18 protein-coding genes and 2 pseudogenes are annotated in these 18,643 nt (G+C 67.6%); 6 read left to right on the top strand and 14 right to left on the bottom strand.

Going from position 1 to position 18,643, the window contains the following annotated elements:
* Positions 1 to 51 precede the first annotated feature (51 nt).
* Positions 52 to 207: a DUF6131 family protein gene (locus OG953_RS03340; protein WP_164495245.1), complete on the bottom strand. Its 156-nt coding sequence runs from the start codon at positions 205 to 207 to the stop codon at positions 52 to 54.
* A gap of 280 nt (positions 208 to 487) precedes the next feature.
* On the opposite strand from OG953_RS03340, the pseudogene OG953_RS03335 reads away from it, so the two are divergent.
* Positions 488 to 796: pseudogene (locus tag OG953_RS03335) on the top strand (transposase); the annotation flags it as partial.
* A 145-nt stretch (positions 797 to 941) separates the two neighbouring features.
* Here OG953_RS03335 and amaP read toward each other — a convergent pair.
* The 5 genes from amaP to OG953_RS03310 form a co-directional block, all read right to left on the bottom strand.
* Positions 942 to 1,535 carry an alkaline shock response membrane anchor protein AmaP gene (gene amaP, locus OG953_RS03330; RefSeq protein ID WP_405682402.1) on the bottom strand — a complete coding sequence of 198 codons (594 nt, stop codon included), beginning with the start codon at positions 1,533 to 1,535 and terminating at the stop codon, positions 942 to 944.
* 8 nt (positions 1,536 to 1,543) lie between these two features.
* Positions 1,544 to 2,224, bottom strand: a complete 681-nt coding sequence (locus tag OG953_RS03325; RefSeq protein WP_405682401.1) for a DUF6286 domain-containing protein — start codon at positions 2,222 to 2,224, stop codon at positions 1,544 to 1,546.
* Positions 2,221 to 2,505 (bottom strand): hypothetical protein, encoded by a 285-nt coding sequence (locus OG953_RS03320; protein WP_405682400.1) that lies wholly within the window; start codon positions 2,503 to 2,505, stop codon positions 2,221 to 2,223. Before OG953_RS03320 ends, OG953_RS03325 begins: the two co-directional genes overlap by 4 nt.
* Before the next feature lie 182 nt (positions 2,506 to 2,687).
* On the bottom strand, positions 2,688 to 2,897 hold the full coding sequence (locus OG953_RS03315) for a hypothetical protein (protein ID WP_405682398.1): 210 nt from the start codon (positions 2,895 to 2,897) through the stop codon (positions 2,688 to 2,690).
* A 38-nt stretch (positions 2,898 to 2,935) separates the two neighbouring features.
* Positions 2,936 to 3,367 carry an Asp23/Gls24 family envelope stress response protein gene (locus tag OG953_RS03310; RefSeq protein ID WP_114243073.1) on the bottom strand — a complete coding sequence of 144 codons (432 nt, stop codon included), beginning with the start codon at positions 3,365 to 3,367 and terminating at the stop codon, positions 2,936 to 2,938.
* Positions 3,368 to 4,727: 1,360 nt separating this feature from the next.
* Here OG953_RS03310 and OG953_RS03305 point away from each other — a divergent pair.
* On the top strand, positions 4,728 to 6,326 hold the full coding sequence (locus OG953_RS03305) for an IS1634 family transposase (RefSeq protein WP_405682397.1): 1,599 nt from the start codon (positions 4,728 to 4,730) through the stop codon (positions 6,324 to 6,326).
* An 86-nt stretch (positions 6,327 to 6,412) separates the two neighbouring features.
* On the opposite strand, the pseudogene OG953_RS03300 reads toward OG953_RS03305, so the two are convergent.
* Positions 6,413 to 7,992 (bottom strand): annotated as a pseudogene (locus OG953_RS03300) (IS1182 family transposase).
* A gap of 582 nt (positions 7,993 to 8,574) precedes the next feature.
* Between OG953_RS03300 and OG953_RS03295 the strand changes: the two are divergent.
* Positions 8,575 to 9,138, top strand: a complete 564-nt coding sequence (locus OG953_RS03295; protein ID WP_405682395.1) for a hemerythrin domain-containing protein — start codon at positions 8,575 to 8,577, stop codon at positions 9,136 to 9,138.
* A 117-nt stretch (positions 9,139 to 9,255) separates the two neighbouring features.
* Here OG953_RS03295 and OG953_RS03290 read toward each other — a convergent pair whose 3' ends face one another.
* Together OG953_RS03290 and OG953_RS03285 are read right to left on the bottom strand one after the other, a co-directional pair.
* Positions 9,256 to 10,965, bottom strand: a complete 1,710-nt coding sequence (locus OG953_RS03290; RefSeq protein ID WP_405682394.1) for an ISAzo13 family transposase — start codon at positions 10,963 to 10,965, stop codon at positions 9,256 to 9,258.
* A gap of 351 nt (positions 10,966 to 11,316) precedes the next feature.
* The gene (locus tag OG953_RS03285; RefSeq protein ID WP_405682392.1) at positions 11,317 to 11,886 is read right to left on the bottom strand and encodes a type 1 glutamine amidotransferase domain-containing protein; all 570 of its coding nucleotides are present in this window, start codon (positions 11,884 to 11,886) and stop codon (positions 11,317 to 11,319) included.
* A gap of 888 nt (positions 11,887 to 12,774) precedes the next feature.
* Here OG953_RS03285 and OG953_RS03280 point away from each other — a divergent pair.
* Positions 12,775 to 12,948, top strand: coding sequence for a CsbD family protein (locus OG953_RS03280; protein WP_114243069.1), 174 nt, complete (start codon positions 12,775 to 12,777; stop codon positions 12,946 to 12,948).
* Between the two features lie 465 nt (positions 12,949 to 13,413).
* Here the strand turns inward: OG953_RS03280 and OG953_RS03275 are convergent, their stop codons facing one another.
* Genes OG953_RS03275 through OG953_RS03260 form a run of 4 tightly spaced genes read right to left on the bottom strand, consistent with a single transcriptional unit; the run spans position 13,414 to position 16,378 of the window.
* Positions 13,414 to 14,169, bottom strand: a complete 756-nt coding sequence (locus OG953_RS03275) for a DUF317 domain-containing protein (protein ID WP_405682390.1) — start codon at positions 14,167 to 14,169, stop codon at positions 13,414 to 13,416.
* A gap of 58 nt (positions 14,170 to 14,227) precedes the next feature.
* Complete coding sequence (locus OG953_RS03270) at positions 14,228 to 14,869, bottom strand: DnaB-like helicase N-terminal domain-containing protein (protein ID WP_405682388.1); 642 nt, start codon at positions 14,867 to 14,869, stop codon at positions 14,228 to 14,230.
* Positions 14,850 to 15,341 carry a DnaB-like helicase N-terminal domain-containing protein gene (locus tag OG953_RS03265; RefSeq protein ID WP_405682386.1) on the bottom strand — a complete coding sequence of 164 codons (492 nt, stop codon included), beginning with the start codon at positions 15,339 to 15,341 and terminating at the stop codon, positions 14,850 to 14,852. Before OG953_RS03265 ends, OG953_RS03270 begins: the two co-directional genes overlap by 20 nt.
* Positions 15,341 to 16,378: a DNA cytosine methyltransferase gene (locus OG953_RS03260; RefSeq protein WP_405682384.1), complete on the bottom strand. Its 1,038-nt coding sequence runs from the start codon at positions 16,376 to 16,378 to the stop codon at positions 15,341 to 15,343. The genes OG953_RS03265 and OG953_RS03260 overlap by 1 nt, the downstream gene beginning before the upstream one ends.
* Before the next feature lie 461 nt (positions 16,379 to 16,839).
* On the opposite strand from OG953_RS03260, the gene OG953_RS03255 reads away from it, so the two are divergent.
* Both OG953_RS03255 and OG953_RS03250 read left to right on the top strand, forming a co-directional pair.
* The gene (locus OG953_RS03255; RefSeq protein ID WP_405682383.1) at positions 16,840 to 17,034 is read left to right on the top strand and encodes a hypothetical protein; all 195 of its coding nucleotides are present in this window, start codon (positions 16,840 to 16,842) and stop codon (positions 17,032 to 17,034) included.
* 23 nt (positions 17,035 to 17,057) lie between these two features.
* The gene (locus tag OG953_RS03250; RefSeq protein ID WP_405691594.1) at positions 17,058 to 17,948 is read left to right on the top strand and encodes an aminoglycoside phosphotransferase family protein; all 891 of its coding nucleotides are present in this window, start codon (positions 17,058 to 17,060) and stop codon (positions 17,946 to 17,948) included.
* A gap of 193 nt (positions 17,949 to 18,141) precedes the next feature.
* Here OG953_RS03250 and OG953_RS03245 read toward each other — a convergent pair whose 3' ends face one another.
* Complete coding sequence (locus tag OG953_RS03245; protein ID WP_405682381.1) at positions 18,142 to 18,639, bottom strand: hypothetical protein; 498 nt, start codon at positions 18,637 to 18,639, stop codon at positions 18,142 to 18,144.
* Between the last annotated feature and the right edge of the window lie 4 nt (positions 18,640 to 18,643).

Raw genomic sequence — 18,643 nt, 5'->3', positions numbered from 1 at the left:
ACAGCCGCCGCTGGACATCACATGGCGCACGGGGAGCCGGAACAAGCAGCCCTACCAGTAATGCCGTCGACCGCCCACCGCATGCCCGACGGCACCCAGGATCCAAAGAACGATGCCGATCGCGACGAGCACGATACCGATGGTCCACAGGATCGATATGCCGGCCACCAGACCGATGACCAGCAGAATGACGCCGAGGATGATCATGGCGTCCTCCGTTCTCCCAGGTCTTTTCAGTATGCGCCTCAGACATACACACGGCGATGCAGACCGCGCGAGGCGATCGTCCACCAGACCAGGGAAGAGGCCATGCCGCGCGGACAGGCGCATCCTGCGCTTCCGCCTGGCCGTCATCGCCAGTGCGCTCGGCACCAGAGGCGCCGTGACGCAACTCATCAGCTTCCGACAACCGTCCTGAAAAGCGCAGTTCGAATCTAAGGGGCATGGCCCCGTCTGCACGAGGCTCCATGGCGGCACCTCCCACAACGGGACCCGCTCCAAGACGGCACGGACCGATGTCGGCCCAATGGAGATCACCGTGCCCAGGGACCGTGAAGGCGCGTTCGAGCCGAAGATCGTACGCCAGCGGCAGAAGCCTCTGCCAGGGGGCAAGGTCCGCGGTCACTTCCCCAACGAAGGCCACACTGAAGCGCGTCAACATGGAGATCACGTCCCTGGACTTCACCGGCAAGGGTCCAAGCCGCTGGACCATGTGTTGGAGGACCGCACTGAACGCCTTCGACATCACCTTCGACGGCCGTCTCTCAGCAGTCCGCCAGAAAGCTCAACAACGTGAGCTACACCGGTCGTTTGGCAGACCCGCATGAGGGCCTTGTGCTGCTCGGTGGAGATGTCGCAATCCACACCGAACTCAGAAGGCCCTCACCTGTTCAAGATCACCACACCGGCGATATCCGTCACCAACCTTCGTGGACAGATCACTAGGCGACGCGGCGGGCGCGGTGGCGGACTTCCCGGAGTCGGACCTCCGACGGGAGGCGGTCCAGGCCTGCCGAGTCTCGTGCGTGTGCGAGCGTTTCCCGGCTCAGTTGCTCCAGAGTTCGCGCCGGTTCCGCGTGAGGCTTTAGCAACAGCCGTACTCGTGCGGCCGGAGCAGTACGCCGACCCGTCAGCCGCACATGAGCCCGCGAGATCCCGTCCAGGATCTGCGCCTCTTCCTCGATTGCGTCCTCCAGCGCGCGGCCGTTGAGCCGGGCCGTCGAGTCGTCTTCGCTCTCGATGAGGACCTGGCCCAGCCGGTGTCTGCGCAGTTGCGTCAGCCACCACAGCAGCAGCGCGAGAAGCACCGCGAGCACCGCAATGACGGCCGGCCACCACCAGTCCTCCTCCCGCCACCGGGTGCGTCCCTCGGTGCCCAGCACGACATCGTTCGGACCTCGGAAGGGCCACCAGCCCGGCACGTCGAATCCCCAGTGGCGCTGCAGATCCAGCCCACCCAGCAGCACGCCGCCACCCAGGGCGAACAGTCCAAGGCCGAGCAGCCCCAGCAGCACCCGGTTCACCGCCTTGAGCATGGGACACCTCACCCCTTCTTCGGGCGCCGGACGCGCACGTCCAGCGTGGGCTGCTGGGCGAGACCCAAGTTCGTTACGGCTTTGCTCAGCGCGGCGTCCAGATCCGCGTGGACCTCGTTGAGGTCGCGGAAATGTGCCTGTGCCCGGGCTTTGACCTTCCGGCGGCCGACATCGACCCGTGCCGATTGCACACCGGACACCCGTACGGCTCGGTCGCGCAGAAGCAGGGCGGCTGCGTGGCGGTCGAGCCCGGCGCGGACCTCCCCTGTTCTGGGGATTCCGGTGGGCTGCCGCATGGGTAGCAGTCCGCGCAGTCCCGGCGTCACCGCCAGCAGGAACAGCCACAGGCCAAGGGCCATCGCTACTGCGGCCCCGACGGTCATCCAGATGTCATGCAGTGGTCGTGTGGCCAGTTCCTCGGCGAGCCGCCGTCGCCAGCTCATCCCGGGCCGGTCTGCCCGCACCGAGACCACGTCGTACAGGAGCAGCCCAATGGCTGCGACGGACAGCAGCGCCACAATGGCTGCGGGGATCCGGCGTGCGGACCAGAAGCGGCGCGCCGGCCGGCCCGCTCTATGGACCGCTGCCGTGCCCTTGCCTGGGGGATTGCCCGCGGACGTAGTTGCCTGTCCCGCACCGGGGGGAATGTCGCCATCGCCGGTCGGCTGTCGCCAGGTGTTCGCGCTCATCTCACTCTCTCCCGGTCTGTATGCCGCGAGTGCACCGAGTGCAGCCTCTCGACCGACACCGCGAGTTCGGACACGTCCATGCCGGCCCATGTCCTGAGCCGTTCGATGACCTCGCGGCGCACCGCAGCGCACTGAGCCCCGATGTCGGACGGATAGCCCAGCTCCACGGCGATGTGCATCCGTACTTCGCCGAGCACGGCCGGACGGCTATTGGCAGGATCGCCGTCCCGTCCTGCGGCGTTCTCGTTCCGCTCCGGTGCCCGCCGCACAGACGTCGTCACGCGTGGTGTCCGGCGGCCGGGCGGTACGTGGCCAGCCGACTCGGTGAACCGGCTCAGCGCCTCGCGGGCCACGTGGGAAGCAATTTTCGCAACGACACGGTCGGAGACGGTGGTCGCACCCCGCTCCCCGCGAGGAATGCCCGGACGACGATCGACGTCACTGGTCACTGCCGCCAGTCTCCCTATGCCTGTCGCCGGTCATCGCGCATCCGCTGGTGGTCGTCACGGTGGCGGATGAAGTCACCCGGTTCGAGATCACCTTCCATCAAGCGCCCGGCGACAAGTCCGACGGCGCCCAGTACCAGCACGAGCAGGAAGGCCCAGAAGCCACCGAAGTATCCGGCGAAGCCCAGTGCCATTCCGGCAATCAAGCCGACCACAGCCTTGCTCATCACGCGCTCCTTCGCTCAAGCGGGCTGCTCCCCCTTGGCTATTGGACCCGCTGCCGTTGTTCCTCTTCGTCCTCCTCGTCGGGCAGCTTCACATCGCTGACCGCGATATCGACTTCCACCACTTCCAGGCCCGCCATCCGCTCCACTGCGGAGATCACGTTCTCGCGTACGTCACTGGCCACGTCCGTGATGGAGACGCCGTAGTCGACGACGATCTCCAGATCGATGGCCGCCTGCACCTCTCCCACCTCGACACTGACCCCGCGCGTGACGGATTTGCCACTACCGGCGCCGGGCATCCGCTCCCGCATGGATCCCATCGAGCGCGCGAATCCACTGCCCAGGGCATGGACGCCGGGCACATCGCGTGCCGCCATTCCGGCGATCTTCTCTACCACCACGTCGGCGATGGTCGTCCGACCGCGAGAGCCGGGCGCACCGCCGTGCTTTCCGCCGGTGTTCTCAGTCATCGGGCTATTCCTCCCTGAAGGAGATCACCTAGCACTCTTGGATAGGATTATATTCGTTTTAGTGGCTTTTATCAGAGGTGCGGACCATGAGACGGGGTGGTCCAACGAGTGGTACGAAGTGCCCCTGCCCCAGAGCCCCTACGGAGTCGGGGCGCAGTGCGGGAGGGGGAGAACCGCGGCCATGGAAGAGGGTGAGCGGCCGGTGAAAACTGAGGCGTGGATGCAGGCAGTACGGCGCCAGCTCGGCCTGGGTCGGCTGCTCCCGCTCGGAGGGCCTGACGACGGGACGTGGATCACCGAGCAAGCGGCCGTCCGGGCCCTCGGGCGCACGGTCGCTGAGATTCCTGGCGTTTGGCTGGAGAGCCTGCGCATCGGACCGGCATCGCTCGGGCCCGTGTCCGAGCCGTCCGTCCGTCCGCCGGCCAGCGCGCTACCGCCTGGCCCGCTCAGGATCGAGGCCGCATTCACCGCATTCATGGGGCAGCCACTGCCCCGCACCGCGGAGCAGTTGAGGAGCACATTGCTCAACGTGGCCGCTGAACGGCTCGGCCTGGCCACCGTGGCAGTTGATCTGCGCGTCACGGATCTCCATGAGGGCCCGGAGAGAGGCGTCAGGCCGCAGACCGCAGAGAACGCGATGGGGCCCCCGCCGGAGGCTGCAGCCGTGCGAAGCTCGCTCCCAACGACCGGAACAGGACCCATGCGGGGCCCCAGCGGGGAGCTGGCCGACGTCGCAGCGGCTGTTCCGGGCGTGGCCCGCCTCACCGCCGTACTGGGAAGCCGCCCGGTCAAAGTGGAGCAACATGACCATCCACCAGGTCGGCACATCGAGGTCCAGCTTGCGGTTGCCCCCGGGTACCATCCACTGGAAGTAGCCCGCGCCGTCCGGGCGGCGGTAGCCGACGCAGCCACCAGTGCCACCTCAGGCCCGGTATCCGCCGCCGTCCTCATCGCAGAAACCGCGGCCTAACTGTATTGATCACGAGCGTTGTTGACACTGAGGCCAGCCGCATCTCCTTCCGCCTGGGCCGGCCGGAGCATCCGCTCGAAGGTGCCGTCCTTGGCTCACCGGTGGAAACGGGTGTGCAGCGTGGCCCACGGGCGCGGCGCTGTCTTGGTCGGCAGCGGGAGGGGCCGGGCTGTCAGTTCCGCCGCCGCGTCGGGCGCGGACGGCGGCCGTGGTTGCCCATCACACAGCGCCTGTCTAGGCCCGGACTTCGCGGGTCGTTGATTCGTATGGTGTGACCGGCTCGGGGGTGTCCCCGAGCCGGGGTGTGGCGTTGGGTGGGGTGTGTCGATGTCTTCCCGGTCCCCGCGGCCACGGTCCCAGCGTCAGCGCTTTGAAGTAGCGGTGACGTCCGTGGTGGAGAAGCGTCTGGGCGCTCTGCCTGTCGCTGCCGAGTTTCTGCGCCGGCTGGATGTCGCCGGGATTGTCGACGAGGTCTGTCCCGGTGGCGCGAGTGCGCTGGTGACGCACGGGCAGGTGATCGAGGCGCTGGTGGCCAACCGGCTGACCTCGCCCGCGCCGCTGGTGCGGGTGGAGGACTGGGCCAGGTGCTGGGCGGTGGAGGAGGTCTTCGGGATCGAGCCTGGGCTGCTGAACGACGACCGTCTGGCTCGTGCTCTGGACGCGATCGCTCCGGAGCTGGAGAAGATCGCGGGCACGGTCGGGGCGCGGGCGATCGGTGAGTTCGGGATCGATGTGTCCCGGATGCACTGGGACATGACCAGCATGTCCGTGCACGGGGCCTTCCCGGTCCAGGGCCAGGACGAGGACTTCCCCGTCATCAACTACGGGCATCCCAAGGACCGGCGGGTGGACTTGAAGCAGGTCCAGGCCGGACTCGCGGTGTCGGCCGATGGTGGCATTCCGCTCCATGCCCGGGTCTTCGGCGGGGCGGCGGCCGAGGTCAGCCAGGTCGTCGGGGCGATGAAGGACCTGCGGGCCATGGCCGACGAGCAGGAGTTCCTGATGGTTGCCGACTCCAAACTGGTATCCTACACCAACATCTCCGCCCTGCTGGCGGCCGGGGTGCAGTTCATTGCCCCGGCCCCGGCCGCGCAGGTCAAGGACGACGTCTACGCCGCACTCGACTTCTCGCAGGCCACCGTCGTGGACTGGACACCGGACCGGGACGCGGACAAGCCGGCCGAACAGCGCGAGTTCTACCGTGTGCTGGAGGACACCCACACCCTGAACGGGCCCCGCAAGAGCGATCCGCCGCTCACCGTGCGGCGGATCCTGGTCCACTCCACCGCGAACGCCGCGGGCCAGCAGGCCGCCCGGGCCAAACGCCTGGCCAAGGCCGCCGAGGAACTCGGCAAGCTCACCGCCGCAGCCGGCGGACGGCACTACAAGACCGCCGAGAAGATCACCGCCCGCGTCGGGGTGATCGCCGCCAAGCGCCGTGTCACCTCCTGCCTGCGCTTCACCGTTACCGAGAACGAGCACGGCATCCCGGCCCTGGCCTGGCACTTCGACACCGGCGTCCTGGACACCGAAGCCGCCGTCGATGGCTGGTACGCCTTGCTGACATCCACCCCGGCCGAGCAGGCCGACCCGGACCAGGTCCTGATCCACTACAAGGGTCAGGGCGCGGTCGAGCGCCGCTACCACGACTTCAAGGGCCCCCTCGCGGTCGCGCCCGTCTTCGTCCAGCACAACCGGCGTGTCGCCGCCCTGATCCAGGTCATCTGCCTGGCCCTGCTCGTCTTCTGTCTGATCGAGCGGCAGGTCAGACGCGCACTCGGCCCCGAACAGACCATGATCGGCCTCTACCCCGACAACCGCCGGGTCCGCCCCACCGGCCGCATGATCTTCTACCATCTCGGCGAACTCACCCTGCGGATCGGCCACATCACCGATCCGCCCACCGTCCAGATCACCCGTGGCGTCCAACTCCACCTCCTCGATCTCCTCGACACCGACATCGGACAAACCCGCTGGCCACAAACCTGAAACAGCGACCCGCGAAGTCCGGGTCTAGAAAGCTGCTGAAAATCTTGTGTGGGGGCTGTCCGGCCGCAGGCCGGGCGGCCCTTTCGCTATGCGGTGGACGGGATGAGGTGCCAGGTGTCGCCGGTCCTGGTGAGTCCGAGGTGGATCAGTCGGCGGAGGTTGAGGGCTGCTGCGCGGTGGTGGAGCCAGGTGTCGTTCTTCAGAACGCCTCGGTAGGGCACTCTGCGGTTGCCACGGGCGACGAGCCAGGCAATGGCCCGTTCGACCGGTGGCCGCCAGCGGCGGTACTCGGCCTGCCAGCCGGGGCTGTTGGCGGCGTGATCGCGGGCGGCCTTGAGCAGGTCGTACTTGACGTGGACGGTGAAGACCCGGCCGGTCTTGGACTTCGTGCAGTGTTCCCGCAGTGGACAGCCGGTGCACAGTTTCTTGAACTGGGCCTGGCGTTCCCCGCCCTGGCGCTCTGACCGAGGGGGACGGTGTGTCCGGCCGGACAGGTGACCTGGCCGTTCGTGGTGTCGACGTCGAAATCGTCGGCGGTGAAACCGCCGGGGACGGCCGGCCGCAGCGGTGGTGGCTTGAGAACCAGGTCGTGTCCCTGTTCTTGCAGGTGTTCGCGTAACTCGCCGGTGCCGTAAGCGGTGTCGCCCAGGACGGTGACCGGTGCTTCCTCATCGGCGAGGAGATCCCGGGCGACGGCCGCCTCGTGGTTATGGGCCCCGCTGCCGGCGGTCAGGGCGACCTCGGTGAACAGGCCTTCCTCGGGCTCGAAGGCCACGTGGGCACGGAAGCCCTCCTGGTGGCGGGAGCGGTTCTTGTGGATATGCCGGGCCTCGGGATCGACCGTGGACACGGTGCGGTCATAGACGGTGCGCCGGGCGATGCGCCACCGGCCGTCCCGCCCGTCGGAGCCGTCGGCGGGTTCCACGTCCTGCCCGGCAACCAGGGCGAGCAGGCCGACCGCGTGCGCCGCTGCCTCTCCCAGCTCCTGGTCGGGCAGCCGGCCGAGCAGGTTCAGTGCGTCGGTGACCAGGGCGTCGATCAAAGCGGCGCGGGCATGCTCGTCGTTCCAGGCGATCTTCGGTTTACCCGGGTCGGTGTAGTCGTGGGCGGTGCACCACTGGTCGGCGACCTGCTGGGCGCCGGGGACCACACGGATCACCCGGCGGATCGCGGCGACCAGCTGGGTAACGGTGTCCTGGGTGGCGACCGCGTCGTCCAGCACGGTGGAGTCCAGCGCCCTGCGCTGCCTGCCCTTGAGCACACCGGTGGCCGCGACGACCTCTCTGACCTTGGCGAACAACCGGTTCGGGTCACCGGAACGCTGCAGCCGACGGCGGAAATACGTCAACAGCGACGGATCGAAGGCAGTGTCGTACAACCCGAGTCCGCACGCGGCCTTCCACCGCAGGTCGCAGCGCAGTTCCTGCACCGTCTCGAAATCCGAGAGCCCGTGCAGGCTCTGCAGCACAACCGTGGCGGCCAGGACCTGCGGCGGCAGCGAGGGACGCCCGTTCGTCGAGGGATACATGTCCGCGAACATGGCACCGGGGAAGAGGGCCTCGCGATGCTCGGCCAGAAACGCGAACACGCTCCCGACCGGGATCAACTCCCGGCACGTCTCCCACACGTCCTCGCCGACGCTCTCCCCAGCCCATTCCCCCTGCATGGACACAAGACTGACCCCACTCCACCCGGAGCGAGGCCAGAACCCAACATTTTCAGCAATCTTCTAGGGGGAGAAGAACACGCTGCATCATCTCGGTTGTGAGCTCGTAGTAGGCGAAGCCGCGGGTGGGGTAACAGGTTCGAGCATCGTTTGCACTCCCCGGCACCCGTGGTGTGCTCGGCGTTCCCTGCACGTCTGGGCCTGCATGTGCCACCCCGGACAGCTACATCGCAAATACGCGGGGCCCTGATGAGTATGTCCGGATGGCGCCCTGGCCGGCGGGATCGGGCGCGGGCACTGTGATGGTGACGCGCGGTGGAGCGTGGTCGGGGCCAGTGTGAGGGCATGACCCTGCCACCGCCGCGCGGAGCCGACGCCCACCGTCACGAGTAGCCGTAATCCCGGTCGGCCCCAGGAAACCAGGGGCAGCAGTGTGGGCCCTGATGTGGCTGCGCCGGGGAGGTGAGCGCCGGGTCTGTCTTCGCGCGCAAGGCGCAGGTTTTGCGTCCATGGCCTGTTGTCTGGGCGTCTGCACCCTCCTTCTGAGGGGCGATGAACCCGAGAAAGAGGAAAGGGACTGTCATGGGACACGGCGGCAATGTGATCGCGGAGCTCACGGCCGATCATCGTGAGCTGGAGGCACTGTTCGCGCAGATCGAAGCGCAGCCCGTCGACCATCCGCAGCGGCGCGAACTGGCGGACCGGCTGACTGCGGAACTGGTACGGCACTCGGTTGCCGAGGAGTTGCACCTGTATCCGGCGGTACGCAATCACGTATCGGATGGTGCGGCACTGGCGGACAAGGAACTCGCCGATCATGCCAAGGTCGAGCAGATGCTCAAGGATCTCGAAGACCTGCACGCGGTTGATCCGCAGTTCAACGACATCGTCGCGAAGCTGAAGTTCGCGGTCGCCTCCCACGTTCGCGAGGAGGAGCACGAACTGTTCCCGAGACTCGCAGCGTCCCTCCCACCCGAGAAGCTGGACGAGCTGGGGCGGCTGGTGCGCCGGGCCAAGGAGATGGCCCCCACCCGCCCCCACCCCTCGCTCCCGAACACCCCGCCCGCCAACAAGCTGCTCGTGCCCGGGGTCGGGCTGGTGGACCGCGTACGCGACCTGCTCAGCGGCCGCACGACCAAAGGCTGAACCCCAGGCCGCCAACATGCCTCGCCGTCCGTCACACAGCCGGAGGAATATCGAATGCCGACCCTCGAAAAGATCAGGCCGGTGACCGGCGCGCCCTGCCTTAGGGCTCGCAGAGAATCAACATGCGGGTTTGATCTCTTTCGGGGGTTCGGTCCCGTATTTTTCGAGGTAGGCGGTCACGTCTGTGGGGGTGCGGAACCGCGCTGTCGAGGCGGGGATGCGGTGGCCGTGCTGTTTCAGAAGCGGGCGGACCTCGCCGACGGCGTCGGTGATCGTGCTCCGGTTCACAGCGAAAAGCTGGCCGAGAAGGTCTTGAGTACCGAGTCTGCGCAGGTAAAGCACGGTGGCCAGGATCCGGTCGGCCGAGGTGAGCTTGCACTTGGCGCCCGCGCCGGGGGCTCGGCGGCGTTCGCCTCCGCGTTGTTCGCACCGGGAATGCTCGCGAAGTTCCGCCAGCGCTGGAGTCAACTCGCCGATCAAGGCGTTCAGTTGTTGGTGAGTCATGCCGGTCAGTTCCGGGTCGCGGAGTGAGGCGGAGTTGATCCGGCCTGGCTTGTCGGTCGTGTGCATGGCGTGTGTTTCGGTGGTCTTGGTTCCAGTGCGGGCGGGGTGGGGGTGTGCGGGGTGAAGGGTGTAGTTCCAGTCGCCGTGGAAGCGGTGCCGGCTCATCGGCAGCGCGTCAATCTCGGCGTCGGTGACCTTCACGCCGGTGGGGTAGAGGCTGGTGTCGAGTTCGGCGCGAACGGCCAGTCCGGTGCGGGTGGTGGTCGCCGCGATGCTGTTCACGATGACTTCGTGGCTGGTCAGGGGCCTGCCGCGCCAGTTCATGGAGATGTGGGAGAACAGTCGGTGTTCCACCTTGTTCCATTTCGAAGTCCCCGGAGGAAGGTGGCAGACGGTGATTTCCAGGCCGGTCTCGGCGGCCAGGACGGCGAGTTCGGCCTTCCAGGCGCGGGTGCGGTAGCCGTTGGAGCCGCCCGCGTCGGCGGTGATCAGCAGCCGGGTGGCCGTGGGGTAACTGTCCCGCCCCTGGGCGTGCCACCAGCGGTGGATGGAGGCGACCGCGAACGCGGCGGTGTCGTGGTCAGTGCCGACGCTGACCCAGCCGGTGTTCGCGATGGTGTCGTAGATCCCGTACGGGATCGCCTTGCCCGGCCCCTGCCGGTCAAGGAAATCATGCGTCTTGACCTTGACCGGTTCACCCTGGGGCTGCCACTCGCGTCCGGCGTTCCTGTACTGCCCCACCAGTTCCTTCTTCTTGGTATCCACGCTGATCACCGCGTCTCCCGCGTCCCGGTGGGCGCGGGCCTGCTCGTTGATGTAGCGGAACTGGGCGTCGCGGTCCGGATGCTGGGCACCCTCGACGGTCTTGGCGTTGGCCTGCAGACTGAAGCCCTCCTCGCGCAGCAGGTCACCGACCGTGTCCGCGCAGACGCGGTGCCCCTGGCGGGTGAGCTCGGCAGCGAGGTTACGCGTCGACTTCGTCGTCCAGCGCAGCGGCGACATCGGGTCCCCGCGCATGTCCGGCTCGACCAGCTCAAGCAGCGCGGTCCGCAGGCCCGCGTCCAGGTCAGCGGCCTTCTTCCGCCCGCCGCCAGGACGGCGCACCCGGCCCAGCGACGCCTCGCCCGCCTCCAACTCGTCCACACCTTTGCGTACCGTCGCCTCGCTGACACCGGCCGCCCGCGCGACGGCCCGGATCCCACCGTGCCCGAGGATCCGGGCCTCGGCGCCCATCAGCAGCCGACGCTGCCGCTCGTCCAGATGCGGGAACAACACCGCGAACTTCGCGGCGAGTTGCTCACGAGTCGACTCGGATACGCTCATACCACATCAACGAGCCGAATCACGGGAAGCAACACCTTGATTCTCTGCGAGCCCTTAGGGACAGCCGCGAGGGACAAGCGGCTGACCTGCGGAGTCTCACGAGAGGACACCGGCATGGGAGCGGGGGCGGCTACATCGAGGCGTGGAGGGCAGGTGCGGCAGGCAGGAGGAGGCTGACCGCGATCTCCCGCGGTGCGGAAATCGCCATACGGGCACTTCGACCCGATCTGGAGCTGTTGCAGGTGTGCCTGACGAGACCCGAATGGTGGCCTGTGATCCGTTTGCACGCCGGCATGGATGAGTCCTCCCGTGAGCTGGAGGCGCGCAGCGGGGACCGGCCTACCGGTCCGCTCAGTGGGTATCTACGGCGAGCGCCGCGTCGATCTCCCGCAGGAAGGGCTCCAGATCGTCTGGGTTGCGCGAGGTGATGAGCGTCCAGCCGTGGGAGTCGTCCTTGATGACCGGCTCGTCGTCCCATTCACCACCGGCATTGGCGATGTCTGTCCTCAGCGAGCGGTAGGACGTGAGTCTCTTGCCTTCGATGACACCCGCTTCGACCAAGGTCCAGGGTCCGTGGCAGATGGCCGCTACGGGGCGACCGGACGACGTGAAGGAACGGACGATCCCCGTCGCCGATTCCTGCCGACGAAGAGTATCGGCGTTCAACGTGCCACCTGGCACGAGCAGTAGGTCGTAATCGGCCGGGTCGACGTCGCTCAGAGTGAGTTCGGGTCGGATGGTCTTGCCGGGAGCCCTGTCGCCGACCAGGGTCTGAATATCGTCCGCCGACACGGCAGCGACGTCCACGTCGGCGCCCCAGCCCCGCAGGTGTTCGAGGGGCACCAGAAGTTCGTCCTGCTCAACGCCGTAGTTCGTGACGATTGCCAGGACCCTCCTCATGCTCACGTCGTTGTCAGACATTCCCAGGTCCTTTCAGGATGGAACGGTCCGCCGGGAGCGCTGTTGCCGCGCGGATGCCTCGAATCCTTGCGCCTATTGCGGCCCTGCCAGGCCTCCCGGCCCGCGGGGACCGACCGGAAACAGCGCCGGGCCAAAGCTTGACCGCCGCAGTGATGATCAAGGGGCTGCGTGGAGACTCGGCGCCGAAGACCGTGCCGCGGGGGCCGCACGACAAAGCTGTTGCGGTGATCGCCCTCCACCACCCGGCCGATGGTTCCGCCGCCATGCCGGGAGGCCACCCCCGCCGTGCCAGCATTCGGTACGGGAAGTAGAGAGTCCAGCGCGGACTCGTCCGCTCGCCGCTCAGCATCGAACCGGCCGGTGCAATCCGGGCTGCCACGCTGCCGGCGTCCCGGATCGCGACGCCGCCGTCTCGTAGCGGACCTCCCAGCAGCCGGGGGCCTGGCGCAGCCCACTCGAGTACCTCGCCGTAGAAGATTCCATCGGATGTCTTGACCAGCATGCGCGTCCGGCGCGCCAGCGGCGAGCGTACAGCGAGAAGCCGAAGCAGGAAGCCGCTGTGCTGTTCCTCAGCACACGCGCTGAGCAGGCAGATGAGGCTGCTGTTCCCGGCGTTCATCCATGTTCATCCAGGAGAGGCCCCGAGACCCGTCGTCGGTAGGCCGAATTCCGGCGCCCCACGACCCGCAGCTGTCGTCCGGACCAGGTCCGAGCGAACCCGACTCCCAGCCAGATGCGGAGCTGCCCCCTGGGGCCAGGTCCTGGGTTCCACGAACTGCCCGACCGGCTAGAGCGCCGCCCTACGGCGACACCTCACCGATTGCGGCCTCAGATTGACCGGCGCAAGCTGGAGACGTGAACCCCCTCACAGTGAAGGACGGAAGTGTCATGGGTAAGGGAAAGGCGAAAGCCAAGCAGGTCAAGGGCAAGCTGAAGGAAACCGCTGGCGGTGCCTTGGGCGACGAGCGCATGCAGGCAGAGGGCCGCGGCGAGCAAATGACGGGAAAGGCCCAGGAGACCGCAGCAAAGGCGGCTGAGCGGCTGAAGAAGTCCGGACAGTAGGGCCTTGATCGCAGAGGGGGCCGCGAACCCGGTGCTGGCCGCGCCGTCGGCTACCGGGCTGGCTGCGATGTCTTGCCGGACGGCCCCCCGGACCCGGGCCGCCGGTACTTTGGCGGCCGTGCACTCTGGGTCGGCGGCAGGGCCATGTACGTCGCGTGACCGACTGTCCGGGATGTGGTGGCCGGGAGGCTGTACGACGACCGCACCGGAGCGCCCACCGGGTGACCGTCGGGTCGTGATCCGCGCAGCCTTGGTCCGATTTCCTCGACTGCGCCAACGGGATTCGCTCGGTCTGCGTCCAAGCAGCCCTGCAGGACATGCGTGTCCGCCTGTGCCGATAGATGGACTGCCCTCGGTACAAGAATTGCGCGAATGTGCGGCCCGGTTGACTGCCTGACAAGCCGGCGCATCCATCGTGCGTGAGCCAGATGGAGTGTCTCACCAGGTGTAGACGCACTGGGGCTTTCAGAGGCTGTGGCATCTCCTGATCGGGTTGCTCTCTGTAAGGCCTCGCGATTTACGGTGGCCTCCGTCACCGGCAAACGAGATCTGCCCAGGGGCAACCGCCGCAGTCGCGCGGCGATTCCGCGCTTGCGCCGGGCGGACGACGTGACGGCGGAGCTGGCGGACGCGGTCGGCGAGGCGCTGCTCGGTCTTGGCGACAACATCACCAAGGTCGAGAACAGGACCCACCGGGCCTACCAGCGGCTGCGAAACTTTGCCTGCGTCTGTCCGCCACAAAGGACCAAGCAGGGGGGCCGTGGCGTGTGCGATGGCCTGTTCGCTCACGCTGTCGTCCAGGTTGACCGCGGCGCCGGAGTCGGAAGCCAGCGCGTCGAGGAGGGTGTGCACTATCTCGACGGGTGTGTTGGCGGTAGCGGTGGCGTGCCAGATGCGCTCGCCGACAGGTGATTCGTAGGCGGCGACGGTCCAGTTGTGGTCGTGCGGACCGGCTTCGTGAACGAGTTCGATACGCAGAGCGAGTGATTCGTGATTGGCGATCGTGGTCTCGTCCCAGGGACGGTACTTCTCCCACTCGCCCTGCTCTTCAATGAAGGACTCCAGAAGGGCTTCGTGGTCGCCGGGGTCGGCTGCGTACACCGGGACGAGCTCGGTCTTGGGCTGCTGCAGTTCGACCTCGGGAAGGTTCGTCGACTGCGCACTTGGCTCGGCGAAGGCCCGGACGGCTGCCTTCTCGGTGTCGGTTGTGAAGTGTGACAAAGAATCTCGATTCGCGGAGTCCGGCCGGGCATGGCCCGACCGGACCGGTGAGGTGTGGCTATCGGAGGACGCGAGCTGCCGTGGCGCGTGGCGTGGGACCGGCGCGGGCGGTCCGCGTCCGTCCGGCAAGGGGGTCGCTCGGCGGGGCGGGCATTGTGGTGGCGCGATGCCAGCGCGTACGTATGGCGGTCAGGTCGGCCAGTGCCCGGCGACTGCCGGTGTTCAGCTGGTGCGGGGTGTTGGCGGGGTCGTCGGCGAATGCCGTGATGCGCAGGGCCACGGTGTGCGCCTGGGCGAGAACGGCACGCTGGAGGATGCGCTCGCCCCAGTGCTCGGGTGACCCGACGGGTGTGGACACGAGGGAGATGAGGTCTGCCGGAACGGTGCCCGCGGAGAGCAGGCCACGGTGCTGGGCCTCCCAGAGCACGGTGATCGGGTCGACGGGATCACCGCGGTGCACCAGCGCGGTCACGCACTGAAACAGGGCGCCGTGCAACGGATAGGCGAAGTCGCCGGCCTGCAGCCACCGCATCGCTGTCAGCTTGGTCGGGTGCGCAGTCGCCGTCGCCAGGAAGAGACGCTCCTCCTCCAGGACTTCCTCACCGGTGTCCCGTGGCGAGGGTGCGGGCACAGGGGTGCGTGGCAGGGATCCGGGGTGCGGCGCGAACTGTCCGGCGAGCTCATCCACATAGCGGGTCAAGGCGTCGGCCTGTGCGAGGGTCGCGGTGGCCGTTCGGCAGGGTGATGTCGGTTGATGTCCGGGCGAGTTGCTCGGCCTGCGCCTTCAAAGTGCGGCGGGTGTGATCGGCCCTAATCATGAGGGCGTACGCGCCGGCGTGCTTGGTCCAGCGGCTGACCTGGACGAGCGTGTGCAGGTAGGACACGGTGAGGCCGGGAGCCTCGGGCCGGGCCCGCTCCAGAACCGTGTTCAGCCAGACCGGGTCCTTCGTGTGCTGCTCCGGGTCGGGTGCTGGCACGGCGCGCATGGCGGCGAACAGCGCGGCGTGGGCGTGGTCGCCGAAATGGTCGGGCTTCAGAGGGCCGGTGTCCGCCAGGAGCCTCGGGTCGAGGAGCAGTGAGCCGAGAAGGGCCTGCTCCACGTAGTGCACCGGTGGCGGCGCCGGCACATCACCGATGCCGAAGTCCTCATCCAGCAGTGGGTTGTTGGCCATCAGGCCGCCAGGGCGAAGTCGTTGGGGCTGACCGTCTTGCCGAGGTACGGCGCCAGTAGCTGGGCCGCGAGCCTGGGGGGTACAGCGTTCCCGATCTGGGAGAACATCTGGCCCTTGTTGCCGGCCCACGGATAGTCGGCGGGAAACGTCTGCAGAACACCCGCCTCCTGGGCCGTGATCCGGATCGGCTCCGGCGCCGCGCCTTGCTTGCTCAGCCCCTGCTCCGGTTCTGCAACCCAGATGCATTCGTTGGCGCGGTGACCGAAGAACAGCGTGCCGGCCGGCTCCTGGATGGAGCGGACCGTCGCGTTTGCTTGGTTGTTGCTCCGCAGTGACCAGGACCAGCGGCGGGTTTCCGCCGTGAACGAGGAGGCGGACCCATCGACCGGGCGGCCCTCGTGGGTGCCGTTGCCGTACCCTTTGCGCCGAGTCTTGAGGGCGACGCCCGGGCCGGCGGGGGGCTGCTTCCAGGTACCGCGGTCGCGGGCGTCGGACAGGGATTTGCGGGAGCCGGAGGGAAAAGGTTCTGGACCTCCACCGGGTCCGCCGCCGGCGCACACGGTCGGCACGGGACGGTCGGTGGCCCCCCAGCCGAGGGCCTCGGCCATGGACACCCACTGGTCGCGTCCCGGGCCGAAGAGCGTCTCCGGTTCGGCCGTTCGTGCGTGCGTGGGAGCGGGGGGCTGGGCAGTCTGGGTGCGAGAGGCGAGCAGGATCGCCCGCCTTCTTGTCTGGGGCACGCCGTAGTCGGCCGCGTTGAGGATCCCGGTCCACACCGAGAACCCCCAGCTTCGCAAGACGGCGGCGTACTGCCTCCAGAGCGCCAGGACGTCCGGGACCTCCTCCATGGCCACCCAGTCGGGTTCGCCCACGGAGCTGAGGGCGTGCAAATAGCGCATCGGCTCGGCGGCGAGCAGGGAGCGCTCGTCGCGACAGGATCCCAGCAGCTTCTCCCGGGTGTCGCGGCCCCGGGCGAGGTCGGCGACGGCCTGGTGGACCAGAGGCTGGTCGAGGAGACCGAGGCGCTTGCCTGCCATGCTCCATGCCTGGCACGGAGGGCTCGCTATGCATCCCACGGTCCTGCCGAGGAAGGGCTGAACCGGGTACATCGCCACGTCGGTCCGGACGGTCAACTGGCCCGCTGACGCACGGGTTTTGCAGGCCCATTCGTCCCACTCCAGACCCACGTCGCGTACACCGAGAACGGCCAGAGCATGACCCCAGCCGCCCGGACCCTTGTGTCGGCAGAGACCGTGTCCCTCGCAGGTCGTGTCCCTTTACACCGGGTCTGGGCCTTCGGCTCGTGTCGCGTTGCGGTGACCCATCGTGTCCCTTTTCCTGCATGGGCTGCGTGACTGAGATCATGCTCAAAAGGGGTTGGTGCGTCAGCTGGAACGATAGGCGAACGTACGGCATTGAGCACAGGGATCCTTCCGTGGAGAGGGCAGTTGATCGAAAATGTGTAGCCTGTTGCTGAGGGCGTCGGGATACTTCCGCGGTGACCCTGACTGAACTGCCTCAACTGCTGCGGCCTCGTGCCCTGGAGCCCGGAGGCCTCGTCGTCATCGCGGCGCTGTCCGGACCGCTCCGTACCAGATACGCGCCCGGTCTCCAGCAGGCGGTGGCCGAGCTCGAGGGGATGGGATTCCGTGTGCGTCTCGCACCGCTCCTTGAAGCCGGGCGGCACCGTTAGTGGAAGGGCTTGCGAGATTGACCATGCACGATGACCAAGTGGACGTGACCACCGAAATCGTTGCGACCTTGATCCAAGAACAGTTCCCTCAGTGGAGCGGCAAGGCGATCCAACCCCTGTCGTCGACCGGGACGGTCCACGCCATCTTCCGCATCGGGAACGACCTCTCTGCACGTTTCCCACTGCGTCTGGCCGATGCTGCCGAGACGCTGGCGGTTCTGGAACAGGAAGCCCAGGCGAGCGCGGAGCTGGCACAGGTGTCTCGGTTCCCCGCCCCGGAACCGGTCGCCTTGGGAAAGCCTGGAGCGGGTTACCCCATGCCGTGGTCGGTCCAGACATGGCTGCCGGGAACGGTCGCCTCTGATGCCGACCCGAGTGGGTCGGACGCTTTCGCCGAGGACCTTGCGGTCTTCATCGCATCTCTCCGGGACGCCGAGACGCGGGGACGACTCTTCAGCGGCGAAAATCGGGGCGGCGTTCTCGCTCACCACGACGATTGGATGGCGAAGTGCTTCGAGGAGAGTGAGGGACTGCTCGACGTGCCCCGGCTGCGCCAGGTGTGGAGCTACTTTCGGGAGTTGCCACGCACGGGTGCCGACGTGATGAGCCATGGTGACTTGATTCCCGGCAATGTACTGGTCACGGGAGACCGGCTCAGCGGCGTACTCGACACCGGCGGCTTCGGCCCGGCCGACCCCGCGCTGGATCTGGTCAGCGCCTGGCACCTGTTGCAGCCAGGCCCGCGGGAAGTGCTCCGGCGGACACTGGTCTGTGACGATCTGGAGTGGGAGCGCGGCAAGGCATGGGCGTTCGAACAGGCGATGGGTCTTGTCTGGTACTACGTCGAGAGCAATCCGACGATGAGCAGAATGGGGCGCCGGACACTCGACCGCATTCTGGAGACGATGGAGTGATGTCGCCCCGATCGTAGGCCCGCTTGCCGCCCCCACCGACACCAGCACCAACGGGAACAGATTGGCTCCGGCTCCGGCTCCGGCGACACGATGCCCGACGGCCGCCGCCCACCGTCGGTCGCCTCGGCCCACTGCCCGGAGGCCACGCTGACGGACTCCCTCGTCGTACTCGAACCGTCGGTAGACGTCAGGCTCAGCTGCACGATCCGTACGGGGCCGTTCCGGGGCGGGCGGCGGGCAGGCGGCGGACGTTGCCGAGGGTTGCGGTCTGTTCCCGTAGACGCACGATCTCGTCGTGCTGTGCTGCCAAGCGTGAGACGGCGAGTTCCTTGAACGTTGTGAGCTCGACAACTGTCTCGTCCCGCTGAGCCAGGCGTTCCTTGAGCTCGGCGACCTTGGTCTTGAGCCGTTCGATCTGCGCGATCCGCGGGTCGACGACCTCTCCGGCCTCCTGCAGAGTACGAAGGCGCCGCTCGAACTCTTCGGCGAGGTGCTGGTAGGGGCCGGGGCGGGTGGTGCCGTCACGGTTCTTCTTCGGGTAGAACGCGGTGCGGGTTACGCCGGCTTCGGCGGCCAGTGTCTTCAAGTCGCAGCTGCCGCCTTGTGGGAGGTCACCCTTCAGGAGCCGGTCCATCGCGGCTCGGACGGCCGCCTCGTTGCGGGCGCGGGTCTCTGCGCTGATTCGAGCCATGAGG

Origin of the sequence: Streptomyces sp. NBC_00057 (genome assembly GCF_045041165.1) — a bacterium.
Lineage (GTDB): Bacteria > Actinomycetota > Actinomycetes > Streptomycetales > Streptomycetaceae > Streptomyces.
The sequence above is the reverse complement of the archived record's forward strand: the minus strand, read 5'-3'. Positions and strand labels throughout refer to the sequence as shown.